This is a genomic window from Arthrobacter sp. OAP107 (assembly GCF_040546765.1).
In the GTDB taxonomy this organism is placed as follows: Bacteria; Actinomycetota; Actinomycetes; order Actinomycetales; family Micrococcaceae; genus Arthrobacter.
Window position 1 is genome coordinate 1,277,091 of sequence record NZ_JBEPOK010000001.1, and the last position, 19,128, is coordinate 1,296,218.

The 19,128-nt window shown below is 67.1% G+C and carries 15 protein-coding genes; 12 read left to right on the forward strand and 3 right to left on the reverse strand.

Annotated elements, in window-relative coordinates:
- The first annotated feature begins 130 nt into the window (after window positions 1-130).
- The 10 genes from guaB (at window position 131) to ABIE00_RS06035 (ending at window position 15,305) form a co-directional block, all read left to right on the forward strand.
- Window positions 131-1,642: an IMP dehydrogenase gene (guaB, locus tag ABIE00_RS05990; protein WP_331575577.1), complete on the forward strand. Its 1,512-nt coding sequence runs from the start codon at window positions 131-133 to the stop codon at window positions 1,640-1,642.
- Between the two features lie 97 nt (window positions 1,643-1,739).
- Window positions 1,740-3,599: an ABC transporter ATP-binding protein gene (locus ABIE00_RS05995; protein WP_354257965.1), complete on the forward strand. Its 1,860-nt coding sequence runs from the start codon at window positions 1,740-1,742 to the stop codon at window positions 3,597-3,599.
- A gap of 268 nt (window positions 3,600-3,867) precedes the next feature.
- Window positions 3,868-5,004: a GuaB3 family IMP dehydrogenase-related protein gene (locus ABIE00_RS06000; RefSeq protein WP_354257968.1), complete on the forward strand. Its 1,137-nt coding sequence runs from the start codon at window positions 3,868-3,870 to the stop codon at window positions 5,002-5,004.
- Window positions 5,005-5,101: 97 nt separating this feature from the next.
- Window positions 5,102-6,853 (forward strand): glycerol-3-phosphate dehydrogenase/oxidase, encoded by a 1,752-nt coding sequence (locus ABIE00_RS06005; protein WP_354257971.1) that lies wholly within the window; start codon window positions 5,102-5,104, stop codon window positions 6,851-6,853.
- 47 nt (window positions 6,854-6,900) lie between these two features.
- On the forward strand, window positions 6,901-7,389 hold the full coding sequence (locus tag ABIE00_RS06010; RefSeq protein WP_331575587.1) for a PTS sugar transporter subunit IIA: 489 nt from the start codon (window positions 6,901-6,903) through the stop codon (window positions 7,387-7,389).
- A gap of 251 nt (window positions 7,390-7,640) precedes the next feature.
- Window positions 7,641-8,495: an SURF1 family protein gene (locus ABIE00_RS06015; protein ID WP_354257974.1), complete on the forward strand. Its 855-nt coding sequence runs from the start codon at window positions 7,641-7,643 to the stop codon at window positions 8,493-8,495.
- Window positions 8,492-8,992: a DUF3817 domain-containing protein gene (locus tag ABIE00_RS06020; protein ID WP_354257977.1), complete on the forward strand. Its 501-nt coding sequence runs from the start codon at window positions 8,492-8,494 to the stop codon at window positions 8,990-8,992. The genes ABIE00_RS06015 and ABIE00_RS06020 overlap by 4 nt, the downstream gene beginning before the upstream one ends.
- A 71-nt stretch (window positions 8,993-9,063) precedes the next feature.
- Window positions 9,064-10,653, forward strand: a complete 1,590-nt coding sequence (gene guaA, locus ABIE00_RS06025; protein ID WP_354257980.1) for a glutamine-hydrolyzing GMP synthase — start codon at window positions 9,064-9,066, stop codon at window positions 10,651-10,653.
- A gap of 159 nt (window positions 10,654-10,812) precedes the next feature.
- Complete coding sequence (locus ABIE00_RS06030) at window positions 10,813-15,021, forward strand: AAA family ATPase (RefSeq protein ID WP_354257983.1); 4,209 nt, start codon at window positions 10,813-10,815, stop codon at window positions 15,019-15,021.
- Window positions 15,018-15,305, forward strand: coding sequence for a hypothetical protein (locus ABIE00_RS06035; protein WP_354257986.1), 288 nt, complete (start codon window positions 15,018-15,020; stop codon window positions 15,303-15,305). The genes ABIE00_RS06030 and ABIE00_RS06035 overlap by 4 nt, the downstream gene beginning before the upstream one ends.
- A 39-nt stretch (window positions 15,306-15,344) precedes the next feature.
- Here the strand turns inward: ABIE00_RS06035 and cpaB are convergent, their stop codons facing one another.
- The 3 genes from cpaB to ABIE00_RS06050 all read right to left on the reverse strand — a co-directional run bounded on the left by cpaB (window position 15,345) and on the right by ABIE00_RS06050 (window position 17,404).
- On the reverse strand, window positions 15,345-16,091 hold the full coding sequence (gene cpaB, locus ABIE00_RS06040; protein WP_354257989.1) for a Flp pilus assembly protein CpaB: 747 nt from the start codon (window positions 16,089-16,091) through the stop codon (window positions 15,345-15,347).
- A 265-nt stretch (window positions 16,092-16,356) separates the two neighbouring features.
- Complete coding sequence (locus tag ABIE00_RS06045) at window positions 16,357-16,644, reverse strand: FmdB family zinc ribbon protein (RefSeq protein ID WP_354257992.1); 288 nt, start codon at window positions 16,642-16,644, stop codon at window positions 16,357-16,359.
- A 148-nt stretch (window positions 16,645-16,792) separates the two neighbouring features.
- The gene (locus ABIE00_RS06050; protein WP_354257995.1) at window positions 16,793-17,404 is read right to left on the reverse strand and encodes a 5-formyltetrahydrofolate cyclo-ligase; all 612 of its coding nucleotides are present in this window, start codon (window positions 17,402-17,404) and stop codon (window positions 16,793-16,795) included.
- 88 nt (window positions 17,405-17,492) lie between these two features.
- Here ABIE00_RS06050 and galU point away from each other — a divergent pair, with 88 nt between their 5' ends.
- On the forward strand, window positions 17,493-18,398 hold the full coding sequence (galU, locus tag ABIE00_RS06055) for a UTP--glucose-1-phosphate uridylyltransferase GalU (protein WP_354257998.1): 906 nt from the start codon (window positions 17,493-17,495) through the stop codon (window positions 18,396-18,398).
- 6 nt (window positions 18,399-18,404) lie between these two features.
- Window positions 18,405-19,025, forward strand: a complete 621-nt coding sequence (locus ABIE00_RS06060) for a GNAT family N-acetyltransferase (protein ID WP_354258001.1) — start codon at window positions 18,405-18,407, stop codon at window positions 19,023-19,025.
- Window positions 19,026-19,128 lie beyond the last annotated feature (103 nt).

Here is a 19,128-nt window from a genome sequence, read left to right on the forward strand (position 1 = left end):
TAATTCAATTCCTCCAGAACCACCTCCTGGCCCCGAGCCAACCCTGCACAGGCCAGTCCCGTAATGACGGGCTGGTCATCGGTTGCAACCCCTACCCGTGAACCTGTAAACCAAGGTAAGAGGCGCACTCATGACCCAGCCCGAGCACGACCCCTTCGGCTTCATCGGCCTGACGTACGACGACGTCCTGCTGCTTCCCGGCCACACCGACGTGATCCCCTCCGAGGCCGACACGTCGTCCCGGATCTCCAAGCGCATCACCGTCCAGACTCCGCTGCTTTCCGCGGCCATGGACACCGTCACCGAATCCCGGATGGCCATCGCCATGGCCCGCCAGGGCGGCCTCGGTGTGGTCCACCGCAACCTCGCTATCGACGACCAGGCCGACCAGGTGGACCGCGTCAAGCGCAGCGAGTCGGGCATGATCACCAACCCGCTCACCATCGGCCCCGAGGCCACGCTGCAGGAACTCGACGAGCTGTGCGCCCGTTACCGCGTCTCCGGCCTTCCCGTGGTCGACGACGGCAATCGCCTTCTCGGCATCGTCACCAACCGCGATACCCGCTTCGTGCCGGAATCCGACTTCCCGATCCGCCTGGTCAGCGACGTCATGACCAAGATGCCGCTGGTCACCGGCCACGTCGGCATCAGCCGCGAAGAGGCCTCCCACAAGCTGGCCACGAACAAGATCGAGAAGCTGCCGCTGGTGGACGAGCAGGGCCGCCTGAAGGGCCTCATCACCACCAAGGACTTCACCAAGGCCGAGCAGTACCCGCTGGCCACCAAGGATGACGAGGGCCGGCTGCGCGTCGGTGCCGCCATCGGCTTCTTCGGTGACGGCTGGGAACGCGCCATGAAGCTGATCGACGCCGGCGTGGACGCCCTCTTCGTCGACACCGCCAACGGCCATTCGCAGGGCGTGCTGGACATGATCCGCCGCCTCAAGTCCGATCCGGTTGCCGCGCACGTGGACATCATCGGCGGCCAGGCTGCCACCCGCGAAGGCGCCCAGGCACTGATCGACGCCGGTGCCGACGGCATCAAGGTGGGCGTTGGTCCGGGCTCCATCTGCACCACCCGCGTGGTGGCCGGTGTGGGCGTTCCGCAGATCACCGCGATCTACGAATCGGCCAAGGCTGCCATTCCGGCCGGCGTACCGCTGATCGCCGACGGCGGCCTGCAGTACTCGGGCGACATCGGCAAGGCGCTGGTTGCGGGCGCAGACACCGTGATGCTCGGCTCCCTGCTGGCCGGCTGTGACGAGTCCCCGGGCGAGCTGATCTTCGTCAACGGCAAGCAGTTCAAGAGCTACCGGGGCATGGGCTCCCTCGGCGCCATGCAGTCGCGCGGGAAGAACACGTCCTACTCCAAGGACCGCTACTTCCAGGCCGACGTCTCCGGCGATGACAAGCTCATCCCCGAAGGCATCGAAGGCCGCGTTGCCTACCGCGGTCCGCTGGCCTCGGTGGCGTACCAGCTGGTCGGCGGCCTGCGCCAGACCATGTTCTACACGGGCGCTCCGACCGTTGCCGAGCTGAAGGCCCGCGGCAAGTTCGTCCGGATCACTCCGGCCGGGCTGAAGGAATCGCACCCGCACGACATCCAGATGACCGTCGAGGCGCCGAACTACGGTTCACGCTAGCCGGGTACCGCTGACGGGCCGCGGGTTTACCTCCCAGCGGCCCGTCGTCGTTTGCGCCGCCTCAGACGTGTCGGTGCACCGGGACTAGGCTGGAGCCATGTCCCAACCACGCCATCCCGCCGAACTGAACCCGAAAAGGGAGCCCCAGCGGCGGCTGGCACTGAAGCCCTATGCCCGCGCCGTGGCCCAGGTGCTGCGCGTCAGTTTCCGCGCGTCGCCGGGTGCCGTGCTCATGAAGGTGGCCGGTTCGCTGATCTCGGCGGTGCTGCCGCTGGTCACCACCTACTTCGCCGGCCTGACCACCACCGCGCTGGCGGCAGCCTACAGCGGGGACGCTGCGGCCGGGCAGCAGGCCATCGTCTACGTCATCATCACCGCCGCGCTGGGCCTGTTCTGGGGCGCCTTCGGCAGTTTGGACCGCTACATCCAGCAGGTCATGAGCTTCCGGGTGGGAGCCATCGTGGGCGACCTGATGTACGAACGGTTTCTTGCGCTGGACTTCTGGCGGTACGACGACAAGGAAACCGTAGATCTTTACGACCGCGCCAAGCGGTTCTCGGACTCCTATGCCAGGGTCCTGGACCGGATTGCGGCCATTTTCACGCAGCTGGTGTCGGTGCTTCTGGCCATCGGCGCGCTGCTTCTGGTGAGCTGGTGGATCGCGGTGATCGTGCTGGTCGCGATCGTTCCGAGCGTGTACCTGCAGTTCAAGCTGTCCCGCGAGCAGATCGCGCACTGGAACACACAGGTGGATTCGCGGCGGCAGCGGCGGATGATCGAGACCAATCTGCTCCGCCCGCAGCACATCGCCGAGATGCGCCTGTACGGGATCGTCGGGTACCTTATGGATCTTCGCTCCCGGCTCCGCGACGCCGACGAGAAGCGCCGGCTGGACTTCCAGAAGCGGTACATGCCCAAGCAGTTGGCCGCCGATGCCCTGCAATACGCGGCGGAGGTTGTCTCGCTCATCTGGGTGGTGGGCCAGATCATCGTCAGGGCCCAGCCGGTGGGGCAGTTCCTCTACATCCAGCAGATCGTCAGCCGGGCGCTGTCCACGGCGAACAGCCTGGTGTCCTCACTCAGCTCGATCGACGAGGACCTGGCCAACCTCAAGGACTACGAGCTGTTCATGGCGCTGCCCGTGCATTCCAGCCACGCACCGCCGCTGCTGGAGGCGCCCAGGACGGTTGAGCTGCGGGACATCCGCTTCACCTATACCGGCAGTGACATCGAAGTGATCCGCGGCATCAGCATGACCATCCGCGAAGGTCAGCACATTGCCATCGTGGGGGAGAACGGCGCCGGGAAGTCCACGCTGATCCGCATCCTTGCCGGGCTTTACCGCCCGGACTCCGGCCAGGTGATGCTCGACGGCGTGGACCTCGCCGCCGTCGACGTCACCTCCTGGCACCGCCACCTGGCGGTGCTGAGCCAGGAGTTCCTCAAGTACGAGTTCGCCACCGCGGCGGAAAACATCCTCTTCGGCGACGTCGACGCACCCCGGAACGATGAGCAGATCAGCCGTGCGGCCGCCGACGCCGAGGCACTGGAGTTCATCAACAAGCTGCCCAACGGCCTGGACAACCACGTCAGCAACTGGATGGAAGATCCGCGCGGCCGGAAGGGGAGCGGGCTGAGCGGCGGGCAGTGGCAGCGGCTGGCCATGGCCCGGAACTTCTACCGGAACGCCTCCTTCATGGTCATGGATGAGCCAACCTCCGCCATCGACGCGCTGGCGGAGCACCGCATCTTCACCCGGCTGTTCTCCGAGCGCAGCAGCACCATCATCGCCATCAGCCACCGGCTCGCCACGATCGAGAAGGCGGACATCGTGTACATGCTCGAGGACGGCAGGATCGTGGAGCAGGGCACGCACCGGGAACTGGTGGCCCTCCGCGGCCGCTACTTCCGGATGTTCGAGTCCCAGCTCAGCGTCGAGGAGGCCGGCGGGATCTGAGGCTTTCCACCACGGTTGTCCGGACCCGGGCGAGGCTGGGCCGCGGCTGAACGCTGCTGAACCCGAAAGTCACCGGAGGGCTGAACGGCGGACAGGGTCCCGGTGTCCTTGCCGTGCCAATTGACGACGGCGCAGAAGCTGTAGGTACCCGCTATGAAGTCTGCCCACCACCGCGCGCAGGCCGGAGGCGGTTCCGATCCCTGCGATATGGCCGTCGAAGACCCACCGCTTGCCCGTGCGCCTACTGTAGCTGGGATAACCTAGAGCAGTGACTTACGAGATTGAGATTGGCCGTGGCAAGCGTGGGCGTCGTGCCTACTCCCTGGACGACATTGCGATCGTCCCCAACCGTCGCACCCGTGACCCCAAGGACGTCTCCGTCTCGTGGCAGATCGATGCCTACAAGTTCGACATGCCGGTCATCGCGGCACCCATGGACTCGGCCATGTCCCCGGCGACGGCCATCACGCTCGGCAAGCTCGGCGGCCTGGGCGTCCTGGACCTCGAGGGCCTGTGGACCCGGTACGAGGACCCGCAGCCCGTGCTGGACGAGATCGGCGCGCTCGCGGATGAAACCAACAGCCCGGCCGTCACGCGCAGGATGCAGGAGCTCTACCAGGCCCCGATTCAGCCCGAACTGATCACGTCCCGGCTGGCCGAAATCCGCGCCGCCGGCATCACCGTGGCGGGCTCCCTGACCCCGCAGCGCACCCAGGAACACTACAAGACCGTGGTGGCTGCCGGCGTCGACATCTTTGTGATCCGCGGAACCACGGTCTCCGCCGAGCACGTCTCGAAGGACCACGAGCCGCTGAACCTCAAGCAGTTCATCTACGAACTCGACGTCCCCGTCATCGTGGGCGGTGCCGCCGGCTACACGCCCGCCCTGCACCTCATGCGCACCGGGGCCGCCGGCGTTCTGGTCGGATTCGGCGGCGGCGCCACCACCACCACGCGCCGCGCCCTGGGCATCCACTCGCCCATGGCCTCCGCCATCTCCGACGTCGCGGCCGCCCGCCGCGACTATATGGACGAGTCCGGCGGACGCTACGTCCACGTGATTGCCGACGGCGGCATGGGCACCTCGGGGGACATCGTCAAGGCCATCGCTGTGGGCGCCGATGCCGTCATGCTCGGCACGGCCCTCGCCCGGGCAGAGGAAGCCCCCGGGAAGGGCTGGCACTGGGGCCAGGAGGCCCACCACCTGGAACTGCCCCGCGGCGACAGGGTCAACATCGGAACTGTCGGTCCGCTGGAAGAGGTGCTCTTCGGGCCGGGCCACCACACCAACGGAACCTCCAACCTCATCGGCGCGCTCCGCCGCTCCATGGCCACCACCGGCTACTCGGACCTCAAGGAGTTCCAGCGGGTCGACGTCGTGGTTTCCCCCTACGAAGGAAACTGACCTGCGGCACCCGGCAACATAGTCCGCGCCCTGCCCATCGGCTGACGTACGAAGTACTCTGGTGAACTACAACGTTCGATGAGGATGGAGGCCTGTCATGACCGGTTTCGATGAACGTCCGGCGGCGACCAAAGGCGCTCTGGGACCCGAGGCGCGGGAGGCTGCACTAGCCGCGTTGAAGGCTTCGGCGGAGCCGGGCAAGGAACTGGACATCCTCATCGTCGGCGGCGGCATCGTCGGGACGGGCGTTGCCCTCGACGCCGTTACCCGCGGCCTGAACGTCGGCATCGTGGAAGCCAGCGACTGGGCCGCCGGGACATCGTCACGGTCCTCCAAGCTCATCCACGGCGGCCTCCGTTACCTGGAAATGCTCGACTTCGCACTCGTGAAGGAAGCACTCCAGGAACGGGGCCTGCTGCTTTCCGAACTGGCGCCGCACCTGGCCCGGCCGGTGCCGTTCCTGTACCCGCTGACCAAACACTTCGTCGAGCGGCCGTACATCGGCGCGGGCATCGCACTGTACGACGTCATGTCCATCTCCGGCGGCCACAAGCGCGGCGTGCCGTTCCACAAACACCTCTCGCGCCGGGGCACCCTGCGCGCCGCCCCGAGCCTGAAGGACGACGCCTTCGTCGGATCCATCCGCTACTACGACGGTCAGGTGGATGACGCGAAGTACGTGGCCAACCTGGTCCGCACCGCCGCATACTACGGCGCCCACGCGGTCAACCAGACCGCCGTCGTCGACTTCCTGCGCGAGGGCGAGCGCGTGGTGGGCGCCAAGGTGGTCAACCGCGAGGACAACTCCACCTTCAACATCAGGGCCAAGCAGGTCATCAACGCCACCGGGGTATGGACCGACGAAACCCAGGCCATGGTCACCGAGCGCGGCCAGCTGAAGGTGCGCGCGTCCAAGGGCATCCACCTGGTGGTGCCGCGGGACCGCTTCCAGTCAACGGTCGGGCTGATCCTGCGGACGGAGAAGTCCGTGCTGTTCGTCATCCCGTGGGGGCGGCACTGGATCATCGGCACCACGGACACCGACTGGCACCTGGACAAGGCCCACCCCGCGGCGTCCAGCAAGGACATCGACTACCTCCTGGAACACGTCAACAAGGTCCTGAAACGGCCGCTCACCAGGGAGGACGTGGAGGGTGTCTATGCCGGGCTGCGGCCGCTGCTGGCGGGGGAAAGCGACTCCACCGCCAAGCTCTCCCGCGAGCATGTCGTGGCGCATCCGGTGCCCGGCCTGGTGGTGGTGGCCGGCGGCAAGTGGACCACCTACCGCGTCATGGCCAAGGACGCCGTGGACGAGGCCGTGCGCAGCATGGACGAGCGCGTGCCGCCGAGCTGCACCGAGACCATTCCGCTGCTGGGGGCCAGCGGGTTCAAGGCCGCCTGGAACCGCCGCAACCGGACTGCCGAGGAATCGGGGGTGCACGTGGCGCGCGTGGAGCACCTGCTGAACCGCTACGGATCCATGGCCTCCGAGGTGCTGGCCATCATTCGCGAGCGGCCCGAACTCGCCGAACCGCTGCCCGGCGCCGACGACTACCTGCAGGCCGAGGCGGTCTACGCGGCGACCCACGAAGGCGCCCGGCACGTGCACGACGTCCTGACCAGGCGTACCCGGATTTCCATCGAGGCTTGGGACCGCGGTGTGTCTGCCGTCCCGGTAGTCGCTAAGCTTATGGGAGAAATTCTTGGCTGGAGCGATGCGCAGCGGGAAAGCGAAATCAAGCATTACCTTGCGCGGGTGGAGGCCGAACGGCTCAGCCAGCAGCAGCCCGATGACGAGTCAGCGGATGCTGCCCGGCTGGGTGCGGAGGATATCGTCCCGCTGCGCTGAGATCGCGCCCCGCCCGGACGGGCCCAGCCTCACTGAAGGGACACCACTTGGCGGAACCACTGGACCGTTACGATGCCGAACTCACCACGCCGGACATGGTGATCCTCGAAATGGAGGCCGAGGACAAGGTGGATGCGGCCAGCCAGCTGGCCCGGAAGCTCTACGATGCCGGCCGCGTCTCAGACCTCGAGGGCTTCCTGGCGCACGTCAACGCCCGCGAGCACCAGCTGGCGACCGGCCTGCCCGGGGGAGTGGGCCTGCCGCACGCCCGCAGCGAGTACGTCTCGGAGACCTCGATCGCCGTCGGCATCACCAAGTACGGCAAGGCCCTGGACTTCGGCGCCTCCGACGGCCCTGCCACAGTGATCCTGCTGATCGCCACGCCGGCGAGTTCCTTCTCCGACCACTTGGAAGTGCTCGCCACGTTGGCGCGGTCCCTGTCCAAGGAATCCTTCCGGGAATCGCTGCGCCGGGCCTACGATGCCGAGGTCATCGCAGAGCTCATCAACTCCAGCCTGGTCTTCTTCGACCACTAAAGATTGGGGCAGGCTCCCCACTCTTGGGGCAGGCCCTTTCGTGTCGACTCCGTCGCCACGTAGGGACCCGGCTTTGAACTGGTCCCCGATACTTGGCCAGTCCAACTATCGGGGACCAGTTCACTCTTGGGGCAGGCCCTTTCGTGTCGACTCCGTCGCCACGTAGGGACCCGGCTGCCCCACTCTTGGGGCAGGCCCGCCTCTGGGCAGGCGTTTCGTTGTTCTACACGCGGACGAAGTAACGTTAAGGGGTGTGGAAAACAGCCCTCCAGCCCCGGTGGATCGCAGGCCTGGTCTTTGCGATCGCCGTTTCGGGTGTCTTTGTGCTCCTGAGCCAATGGCAGTTCGGCCGTTCCACACAGCCTGAAGTGCCGGTCAACCCCACCACGGAGCAGGTCCAGGCCCTAACGAAAACCCTGCAGCCCGGCGACTTCTTCCATGGCTCGGCGGCGGACCAGATGGTCACGGCATCCGGCACCTACGACCCGGCCAAACAGGTCCTGGTGCCCAACCGGATCAAGGACGGCAAGACCGGATACTGGGTGGTCACAGCCTTCGCAGTCGCGGACGCCCCGGCGCTCAAAGGCGTGGCAGCCTCACCGAAAACCTACATACCGGTGGCCCGCGGCTGGATCGCCGATCCCGCCGACGCCGGCGCCCCGCCGTCGGGCATTATCCGGCTGACCGGACGGCTGCTGCCGTCCGAGGCGCCGGTGCCCAACACCGCACCCGCACCCGGACAGGCAACGGCCGTTTCGGTGGCCGAACTCATCAACGCCTGGAACGTCAGCAGCTACCCCGCATTTGTGTCCGCCACGGCGGAAAAGTCAGGAACGGCCGACGTCGGTGCTGCCGCCGGCAGCGGCCTGGAGCCGCTCGGCATTGCCGCGCAGCCGCCGGCCGCGAAGGTCAACTGGCTGAACCTGTTCTACTCCGTGGAGTGGATCGTCTTCGCCGGCTTCGCCCTGTTCATCTGGTGGCGGCTGGTCAAGGACGACTACCGCAGGAGCCTCGAGGACGCCGAGGACCACGACGCCGATGGCCACAGCCACGGCGGACCAGAACCGACCCAACCCAACGAGATCCAACAAAAGGTACAGCCATGATCGAACCCAAGCCGGCAATCCAGCCCTCCAACCCGACCGGGGCGGCGAAGAAGCGCCGCTTTGGCGGCACGGAGGCGCAGATCCGCTCCGCCCTGAAGTTCTACAAGGTCATGGCCTACCTCACGGGCGCCATGCTGCTGCTGCTGTGCGCTGAGCTGGTGGCCCGCTACGGCTTCGGCCAGTATCTCTTCGCCGGCGGGACGGACGCCCTGACCGGCCAGGCGTTCGGCTTCGGGTTCACCCAGGCGGAACCGAAGGGCGTCATCGGCGGGTTCAACGTGTCCGTAACCGTGCTTATCGTTCACGGCTGGATGTACGTGGTGTACCTGATGTCCAACTTCCGGCTGTGGTCGCTGATGCGCTGGCCGTTCGCCAAGATGATCCTGCTGGCGCTCGGCGGCGTGGTCCCGTTCCTGTCCTTCATTGTGGAGAAGAAGTTCCACGCCGAGGTGGAGGCCGAGCTCGCTGCCAACCCGCAGGCCGCCAGCCGCTACTGATTTGCGTTCCGTGCATCACAGCGGGCCCGCTCAAGATGCGTCGGGGCAAGCCCGCCAAGTAGGCTAGTACGGTGACTACTCCCACTGCATCCCAGACTTCCCAGAAGCCGGTGCTGGTTGTTGACTACGGTGCCCAGTACGCGCAGCTGATTGCCCGCCGCGTCCGGGAAGCGAATGTGTATTCGGAAGTGGTTCCGCATACCTACAGCACTGAGCAGCTCCTGGCCAAGAACCCCGCCGCCATCATCCTCTCCGGCGGACCCGCAAGCGTCTACGCCGACGGCGCCCCGAGTGTTGGCGCCGAGCTGTTCGAAGCCGGCGTCCCGGTCTTCGGCATCTGCTACGGCTTCCAGGCGATGGCCAACGCCCTCGGCGGCAAGGTGGACAAGACCGGCCTGCGGGAGTACGGCTCCACCCAGACCACCATCCTCGGCGAAAGCCGCTCCGTCCTCGACGGCATGCCCCAGCACCAGAACACCTGGATGAGCCACGGTGACTCCGTCCACGAGGCTCCCGAGGGCTTCGAAGTGCTGGCCACCACGGCGGGCGCCGAAGTTGCCGCGTTCGCCAACGAGGAGAAGTGCCTGTACGGCGTGCAGTGGCACCCCGAGGTGAAGCACTCCGCCTACGGCCAGCAGGTGCTGGAAAACTTCCTCTTCAAAGGCGCCAAGCTGGAGCAGAACTGGACCACGGGCAACATCCTAGAGGAGCAGGTGGAGCGCATCCGCCAGCAGATCGGCGATGCCCGGGTCATCTGCGGCCTCTCCGGCGGCGTGGACTCGGCCGTTGCGGCAGCGCTCGTCCAGCGTGCCGTCGGCGACCAGCTGACCTGTGTCTTCGTTGACCACGGGCTGCTGCGCGAAGGCGAAGCTGAGCAGGTGGAGCGCGACTTCGTCGCCGCCACCGGCGTGAACCTCTACGTGGCCAACGAGCAGGAGCGCTTCCAGGCGGCGCTGGCCGGCGTCAGCGATCCCGAAACCAAGCGCAAGATCATCGGCCGCGAATTCATCCGGGCCTTCGAAGAGGCCGAGCGCGCCATCATCGCCGACGCCGCCGCGCACGGCGAAAAGATCAAGTTCCTGGTGCAGGGCACCCTGTACCCGGACGTCGTCGAATCCGGCGGCGGCGAAGGCGCAGCGAACATCAAGAGCCACCACAACGTGGGCGGCCTGCCGGAGGACCTGGAGTTCGAGCTCGTCGAACCGCTGCGTGCCCTGTTCAAGGACGAGGTGCGTGCCGTCGGTGCCCAGCTCGGCCTGCCCCAGGAGATCGTCGGCCGCCAGCCGTTCCCCGGCCCCGGCCTGGGCATCCGCATCGTCGGCGAAGTCACCAAGGAACGTCTTGACCTGCTGCGCAAAGCCGATGCCATCGCCCGCGCCGAACTGACCGCCGCCGGGCTCGACAACGACGTCTGGCAGATGCCCGTGGTGCTGCTCGCGGACGTCCGCAGCGTCGGCGTCCAGGGCGACGGCCGCACCTATGGCCACCCGATCGTGCTGCGCCCCGTCTCCTCCGAGGACGCCATGACGGCCGACTGGTCCCGTCTTCCCTACGACCTGCTGGCCCGGATCTCCAACCGGATCACTAACGAGGTGGACGGCGTCAACCGCGTGGTTCTCGACGTCACCAGCAAGCCGCCGGGAACCATCGAGTGGGAATAGCGTTGTAAAACTGGCCGGCCTCCGCAGGGAGGCCGGCCATTTTGCATTCCCGGGCATCGCATCCGGCACGGCGGGCAACGGTGCGAAATGCGCCGCAACTTGGGCCGTCCCAGTGTTGCGGTCTCTCAACCGCGGCGGTTTCCGGCTACGCTCGAAACTATGCCCGTATGGTCCAAGGCGTCATCACGCGCAAGCGCAGAAAAGAAGGCAGTAGTGTCAGTAGGTCAGGTCGACTCCGAGGGTTCGGAGGAGCTCAGGAAGTGGCTGTCCGGGCTCAAGCCCGTTACAGGGGCAGACACCATGCTGCGCTTCACCAAGACGCCCGAAGGTTCCATCGACCTCACGCACGCGCACCCTTCGGGCCTGGCGCAGCTGATGGCCGGGCGGCGGACGCGGCTCTCCACGCTGATCCGCGACCAGCAGCAGTACGTCGTGGCCGCACGGGCCTGCCGGAACCTGCGCTCGAAGATTTTCGAACTGGCCAATGACCGCGGCATCGAGGCCGGGTACTTTTCGGCCGGTACGGTGGTGTGGACCTCCGCCGTCGGCGGCAAGCCGCAGCGCGTCTCGGCACCGGTGATGCTGACCGCCATGTCGCTGACCATCCGGCCCGGCGAAGACGACTACGAACTCCAGCTCACGGAGCAGGCGCGTATCAACCCCGCCCTGATCCGTCACCTCAAGACCATCCACGGGATCGTGTTCGACGTGAACGCAGTGACCCGGATGGCGTACAGTACCGCTCGTTTCGACCCCCTGCCCGTGCTGGACCGGATCAGCACCTTGGTCAAGCCGATCCACGGCGCCGAGGTGGAGCACAACCTGCTGGTCTCGACCTTCGCCGACCTTTCGGGGAACCTCGACGATCCGTGGATCAACGGGCAGAACACGCTGGTGGCCTCGCTGGCCAAGGCGGCGGCGGGTGAAGTCGTGGACGTGCCCGCGCTCGAGCCCGGACGCTTTCCGAGCGTGGACGAGCGTGACCCTGCTGAGGAGCTCCTGCTCCTCGACGCCGACACCGACCAGCAGTATGTGATCGACGCCGTTCGTGCAGGGGACTCCCTGGTGGTGAGCAGCCCGCCCGGCACCGGCCAGACGCAGACGGCCATCAACACCATTGGTGCCCTCGTGGACGAAGGCAAGACCGTCCTGGTGGTGGGGGACCGACGTGCCAGCCTCAACGAAGTGGCCGGACGTCTCGAAAACCTGGGCCTGGACTCCATCCTTTTCCAGCTGTCCGGAAACGCCGCGCCGCAGCAGCTCAAGGGACAGCTGGTGCGCGCCATCGTGCGCAACGAGAAGGCCCAGGAGCCGCAGCTCGGCAGCCTGCACAAGACCCTCACCGAGCACCGCCACGCGCTTGTGGACCACGTCGCGTCGCTGCACAACGTCCGGCAGCGGTGGGGCTGCTCGCCGTACCAGGCCATGCAGTCGCTCGCGGAGCTGACGTCCATCCAGCCGGCTCCGGCCACCACCGTACGCCTGAAGCGCAGCGTCCTGGACAGCATCCGGGACCGCGAGGAGCTGGCTGGCCGGCTGAAACGTGCCGCCGAACTCGGTGCGTTCAGCAGGGCATCCACCACCAGCCCCTGGCACGGGGCGCGGCTGGTGACGCGCAAGGAAACCGAGGAAGCCCAGGAGCTGGCGCGTGCGGTGGCGAACAAGCTGCCGCTGCTGCAGGACCGGATGAAGGATGTGGCCAGCCACGCCGAAATCCGGCTGGGCACCACCTTTGCCGAATGGGGCTCCCAGCTCAAGCTTTTGGTGGCCGTCCGCGAAAGCCTGGACAAGTTCACCCCGGATATCTTTGACCGGCCCGTGACCGACCTTATTTCCGCGACCGCGTCGTCCTCCTGGCGCAGGGAGCGGGGCATCGACATGGCCTCCATGCAGCGGTCCCGCCTGCGCCGGGTGGCCAAGGAGTATGTCCGACCCGGTGTGCACATTGCCGACCTTCACAGTTCGCTGGTGCTGGTGCAGGAACAGCGTGCCCAGTGGGCCGGGTACGCCACCACGCAGCGGCACCCGGCCGTCCCCTCCGGCCTGGCCGAGATCAGCATCATGCACCGCGGACTGACCCGCGAGATGAAGATGCTGGGTGAGGCCCTGCGGCATACCGCTGCCGGCGGCTCGCTCGAAAACGTTCCTTACCCGGAGCTCATGGAGCGCCTCGAACGGCTGGTCGCGGACACGCAGACACTGCAGACCCTGCCCGAGCGCACACTGCTCATCGAGAACATGCGCGAGCACGGGCTGGGCGAACTGCTTGCAGACCTCTCGGAACGCGAGGTCGGTGCCGGGTCCGTCGCTGCCGAACTCGACCTCGCCTGGTGGCAGTCGGCGCTCGAAGCGATGATCAGCGGCGACGACTACCTGGCCATGTCCGACGGCGACGCGCTGCGCCAGCTTGAGGCGGAGTACCGGCTCGCCGACAACGCCCACATCGCCAGCGGCGCAGGCCGGCTGCGGTGGAAGCTGGCCGAGCGTTGGCGTGCCGGGATCGAGGAGCATGCCCGCCAGGCCGACCTGCTCCGCAGCCTGCTCAAGGACGGGCGTGTCACGCTGGCTGCGCTGACGGCACAGGCACCCGGGTTGGTTCCCATGCTGGTGCCTGTCTGGTCGGTCAGTCCCTACCTCATGACCGGACTCCTGCCTGCCGAGCAAAAGTTCGACGCCGTGGTGATCCTCGACGCGGAGGCGACGTCGCTGCAGGCGGTCCTCCCCGCCGTCGCCCGTGCCCGGCAGGTGATCGCGTTTGGCGACGACAAGATCGCCAGCCCGCGAACTTTTACCGTTGCGGTGGAGCGGCTCGCTGCCGGCGAGCAGTCGCACCAGAGCGTCGAAAGTGCGTTCACGGCGCTTTCTGCGGTGCTGCCGACGGCGCCGCTGCGCTCCGTCTACCGCGCGGTGGACGAGGACCTGGTGCTGCAGCTGAGCAAGAACTTTTACGACGGCGGCCTCCGCCGCCTCCCCGAGGGCCAGTCGGCCACCGGACTGGACCGTGCGCTGACGGTGGAGTACCTGCCCGACGGCACCGGTCTGCCCAGCGCCGACCATGAGGGCGTCGAATCGGTGGTGGCCGAGGTGAACCGGGTGGTGGAACTGGTGTTCGAGCACGCGCGGCTCCGGCCCCGGACCTCGCTGGCGGTGGTGACTGCCAGCCTCCGGCACGCGGCCCGCATCGGTGAGTCCATCCGGCTGCAGCTGCCCAACCATCTGTCGCTGTCCGGGTTCTTTACGGCAGGTGATGAATCCTTCCGGGTGGTGGACCTGGAGCGCGCCCAGGGGCTTGTCCGCGACCGCGTGATCTTCTCGCCGGGCTACGGGCGGACGCCGCACGGCCGCGCCCTGCACAGCTTCGGCCCGCTGTCCGCCGAGGGCGGCAGGGCCAAGTTTGCCCTGGCCATGACCCGGGCTCGGCAGTCGCTGCATGTGCTGACGTGCTTCAAGCCAGAGGACCTTGACCGGACGCGGCTGGCCCACGGCGCCGTCGACCTCTTCGAACTCCTCGACCGGGAGATCTCGGGCAACACCGACCTGGGGACACCTGCCTCCCGGGCGGCTGCCAGCGAACAGGCGCTGGGGGCCGATCCGCTGGTGGCCGACCTCGGCGACCGGCTGCGTGCCCGCGGCGCCCGCGTCTGGCACCAGTACGACGGTGCCATCGACGTGGTGGCCGCAGCTGATCCGCTCAGCACCATGGGCCAGGACGAGGCCGACATTCCACGTCCGGTAGCCATCGAATCGGACGGCACCGAGCAGTACCGCCAGATGACTGTCCGGGAACGCAGCCGGCTGCGCCCGCAGCTGCTGGAACGGCTCGGCTGGCGGTACATGCCGCTGTGGACCATCGAGGTCTTCACCGATCCCTCGGCCTGCGCCGACAGGATCGGCGGATACCTCGGGCTTGAGAAGCCGGCCCTTCCCGCGCGCTCTGTAGGTGCGCCGGGATTCTTCCTGGATGACGACGTCAGCACCCTCGCCGTGGGCAATTTCGACTCTGAGGCGGGGGAAGAGACCGGATACGCGAACATGGATGATCGTTTCGGCGACGCCGCGAACGGCGACGGCCCGAACGGTAGCGATGCGGACATGAGTGGCTGGGACGCACCAGGCCGGAACGCAACGGAAGCGTCTTCGGAGCACGCGGTCCCGCAGCACGCGGTGTCGGAGGGGTCGGACCAGACCGTTTCGGATGAGACGGACACTGATCAGCAGGACGTGGATCAGGCAGAGGCTCATCGGGCCAGGGTTGCCCCCGCAGACGGCGGCCCTGCTGCTTACGACGCAGCCGGCGCCGGAGTGGGCTTCCGTTCGGAAGCCAGGCAGGACGGGCTGGCCACGGAACGGAAGGAGGGCCCGCTGTGACATCCGACGCCGGGGCCGAACGCCAAGACCGGACCGAAGGCAAAGACCGGACCAGGCGTGAAGACGCGGCAGGGCGTGAAGACGCTGCCGAACGCAAAGATGAGAAGCCGGCGGCACCGGCGAAGCCCGTAAAAGGCCGCCGTGCCACAGGCGGCGGGCAGCAGCGGACGGGCGTGGTCCCCGCCAGGGCCGCCGAGGACGATCCCCGCTCCTGGGGCGACGCAGAGTCCGGCAACGACCACGACGCCTGGCTGAAGGAGCAGAAGCCCCCGCACTGGGGCTGAGCAATCGCGCAAACAGGATGCGCATCCGAGGAGACTGGCTCACCGGGCACCGGATCCCACCAGCACGAAAAACAGCTTTCCCTGGGTGGACGCACCTGCCAGCGCACTGGCTTGCGCAGGGGTGGCCGCCACCACCAACAGCCCGTCCGAGTCCCCGGCAGCAAGCCATTGGCCGCTTTGGCCTTCCTGACCGGAGGTCCAGAGAACGGGCACTGATTGGGCGAGTACTTTGGATGTTGATGCCTGCTCATAGCCGTTGCCGCTTGTCAGGACCACGTTCACGAGCTGGCCGGGGGACACCAGCTGGATGGAGGACGGGTCGGCCATCCGGAGCGGGACCGCGGCGGACCCGGGCGGCGCTCCCGTCAGCAGGCCCGGCCCAACGAGCTGTGCATCGGTGAGGAGCTGGCCCTGGCGAAGCGGCGCTGCCAGCTGCCTGCCGGCCAGCCCGGCGCTGTCGGCAAAGGTCCCCTCCGGGACCATGGCCGGCGGGACGCTGACGGTCCTGACGTCACTCCCGCCGAGGTTCACTCCGGCCGGAAGGTCACGGGCAGCGGCCAGGACGCGCACGGTCTGGGCAGGGGCAGGAGTGAGCTGGTGGACGGCGATCCCGGCGGCTGCGCAGAGGAGGAGCGCCACGGCCAGGCGGCGGTTGCGGTTCAGCCACCCGGCGAGGCGCCTTCCGCGCGGGCGGGGACGGGCGGCGGAAGCGGGCAAGGCGTTGCGGCGTGCAGGACGAACGGCCGGGCGCGATGCCCTCGCGGGGAAGATTCCGGTAGCTGGCATGCCGCCACGCTACGGGCCCTCCCGTGGCGCACAACAGGTGCTCGCAGCCGTATGTGGAAAAGCCACGGCCGCCGTCGTACTACCCAGCCCAAGCGCGAACAGACACTTGAGCCCCCGAGCCTGCCGCCGCCGTCGTACGGTCCAGCCAAGCGCGAAGGGACACCCAAGCCCCCCGGGAGTGCCCGCGGGATACAAAAGAGTCCGGCCGTGGTGAACCCGGCCGGACTCTCGGAGCTCAATGGCGGCAGGTGCCGCGGAAAACCGCCTAGCTCGCGGCGGCAGCTGCCGGGGCAGCGGATGAGGCAGAGGACGAGGAAGCCGCAGGGGTGGCCGGCGCTGACGCAGCGGGGGAAGGCGAAACGGTGCTTCCCTTGGAATCGCGCGAATCAGTCCGGTAGAAGCCGGAGCCCTTGAAGACAACGCCCACGCTGTTGAACTTCTTGCGCAGCGTGCCCTGGCACTCGGGGCAGGACGTCAGAGTGCTGTCGGTGAAAGACTGCACGATGTCGAAGGCATGGCTGCAATCCTTGCAGGCATAGGCATACGTGGGCACTGTAGATCCTCCTCTTGGACAAACGACAGGTCCCGTGCTGCCTGGTCTCATTTTCCCGGTTTCTCCTTGACGGATCACCGCGGACGAAATGACTCCATTAGCAGTCGCAGGGCCTGAGTGCCAATTCTAGCACCCCGTCCGGGCGAGGTCACGCGAAGGCTACCAGACCGGAGGGCATGAGCACTGCCTCGACGGGACGGTCGAAGTCTTCGGCCGGGATGGTCTGAGCGGGCAGGAGCTCAGCGTCGTAGATGATGGCAGCCTTCGGGAGGTGCAGCCCGCCGGCATTGGCTGCGGCCAGGAACTTGTCGTAATAGCCGCCGCCCTGCCCGATTCTGTTGCCGCTGCGGTCCACCGCAGTGGCCGGCATGAACATTCCGGCGGCAGTCCGCACCGTGTCCAGGCCGTGGCGCTCGCCTGCCGGTTCCTGAATGGGCGCATACCTGCTGCGGACGAACTCGCTGTCCGGGGTCCAGAAGACCCAGCTGAGCTCCCGGTCCGGTTCGCAGACCGGGAGCAGGATGCTGTGGCCAGCCTCATGCAGCGCGTGCAGCAGGGGAAGGGTCGGCGGTTCGAAATCGACGCCGAGGTAGGCGGTGAAGGTGGCTGGCCTGCCCGCAGCGATGGCCTCGGCCCAGGGCAGACCATGGGTAGCGATGCCCTCGCCGGCCATTGCGAGGTCTGTTGCTGTCATCGTGGCCCGGATCTGCCGGTGCTGCGAACGGATCCCGTCCTTCGACGGCATGGTCCCTGTTGGCATGGATTTCATCCTTTGTCGCGGCGGCAGGCGGCCGGGCCGCTGCCGGAAGCATTTACCGTATGAATGTTCCCTCGGATAGATTAGACCAGTGACTACCACTAATTGTTCAGTCCGCAAGGCCGTAATCCCCGCTGCTGGGCTCGGCACCAGGTTCCTGCCTGCCACCAAGGCCATGCCCAAGGAGATGCTGCCGGTGGTTGACAAGCCGGCCATCCAGTACGTCGTCGAGGAGGCCGTCAAAGTGGGCCTGAGCGACGTCCTGATGATCACCGGACGCAACAAGCGTGCGCTCGAGGACCACTTCGACCGCGTTCCGGCGCTTGAGGCCACGCTGGAGGCCAAGGGCGACACCGCCAAGCTGGAATCGATCCAGGCCGCGAGCAACCTGGGCGACATCCACTACGTCCGCCAGGGTGACCCCAAGGGACTGGGCCACGCGGTGCTGCGTGCCCGCCAGCACGTGGGCTACGAGCCGTTCGCCGTTCTCCTCGGTGACGACCTCATCGATGCCCGTGACGAGCTCCTCAGCGTCATGATCGACGTGCAGGCCAAGACCGGCGGTTCTGTCGTGGCCCTCATCGAGGTGGAGCCGTCCCAGATCAGTGCCTACGGCTGCGCTGACATCTCCGAAATTGAGGGCGAAGGCTTCGTCAAGATCAACAAGCTGGTGGAGAAGCCGGACGTCGACGAGGCGCCGTCCAACCTGGCTGTCATCGGCCGCTACGTGCTCCACCCCGATGTATTCGACGTGCTGGAAAAGACCGAACCCGGCCGCGGCGGGGAGATCCAGCTCACGGATGCCCTGCAGGAGCTGGCCAGCAGGGATGGCGAAGGCGGCGGCGTGTACGGCGTGGTCTTCCGCGGCCGCCGCTACGATACCGGGGACAAGCTCAGTTACCTCAAGGCCTGCGTGGAGCTCGCCATCGACAGCGACGACCTCGGACCCGGTTTGCGTGAGTGGCTTCCGCAGGTTGCCGCCCGTTTGTCCGAATAACCCTTCATGAGGGTCAGCCACATCTGGCCGGTCACGCTGGAATGCGGTGACCTTGTCCTGCGGCCCATCAGGTACCGGGACAGGAAGGAATGGACTGACGTCCGTTCCCGCAACAGCGACTGGCTTGCGCCCTGGGAGGCCTCCAACCCGATCCCGGGCGGGGCCCTGCCCGATTACCGGCAGATGGTCCGGTCCCTGAAAACCCAGGCCGCCCAGGCGACGGCGCTGCCCTTTGTGATCGCGGAGTGGACACCTGGGCACCGTGACCCGGTCATCGTGGGCCAGCTGACGGTTTCCTCCATTGTCTGGGGATCCGCCATGATGGCGACGCTCGGCTACTGGGTGGACAAGGACCGCGCCGGCCACGGGATCGCCCCCACGGCGGTGGCGATGGCCACCGACCACTGTTTCCGGACCCTTGGCCTGCACCGGATGGAAATCAACATCCGTCCCGAAAACCGTCCCAGCCTGCGCGTCGTGGAAAAGCTCGGTTTCAGGGACGAGGGCTACCGCCCGCGCTTCCTGCACATCAACGGGGAATGGGCGGACCACCGCTCCTTCGCACTGACTTCAGAGGAGATACCGGAAGGGCTCCTCAGTCGCTGGCTGCGGGTCCGGCCTGCCTGACCGCGGATGGACAGAGCCGCTGGTCAGGGCCGGGTTCCACGCATAAGTCCATTGATTTGAAGCTGGGCCGCGACACACCGAGACGAATGCCACAAGAGCCCCA

Bases quoted from the DNA above. Each gene is read 5' to 3' on its own strand.
- ABIE00_RS06005 (WP_354257971.1), top strand. From the start codon at position 5,102: ATGACCGGTTTCGATGAACGTCCGGCGGCGACCAAAGGCGCTCTGGGA.
- ABIE00_RS06020 (WP_354257977.1), top strand. From the start codon at position 8,492: ATGATCGAACCCAAGCCGGCAATCCAGCCCTCCAACCCGACCGGGGCG.
- cpaB (WP_354257989.1), bottom strand. From the start codon at position 16,091: ATGCCAGCTACCGGAATCTTCCCCGCGAGGGCATCGCGCCCGGCCGTT.
- guaB (WP_331575577.1), top strand. From the start codon at position 131: ATGACCCAGCCCGAGCACGACCCCTTCGGCTTCATCGGCCTGACGTAC.
- ABIE00_RS06060 (WP_354258001.1), top strand. From the start codon at position 18,405: ATGAGGGTCAGCCACATCTGGCCGGTCACGCTGGAATGCGGTGACCTT.
- ABIE00_RS06050 (WP_354257995.1), bottom strand. From the start codon at position 17,404: ATGCCAACAGGGACCATGCCGTCGAAGGACGGGATCCGTTCGCAGCAC.
- ABIE00_RS05995 (WP_354257965.1), top strand. From the start codon at position 1,740: ATGTCCCAACCACGCCATCCCGCCGAACTGAACCCGAAAAGGGAGCCC.
- ABIE00_RS06030 (WP_354257983.1), top strand. From the start codon at position 10,813: ATGCCCGTATGGTCCAAGGCGTCATCACGCGCAAGCGCAGAAAAGAAG.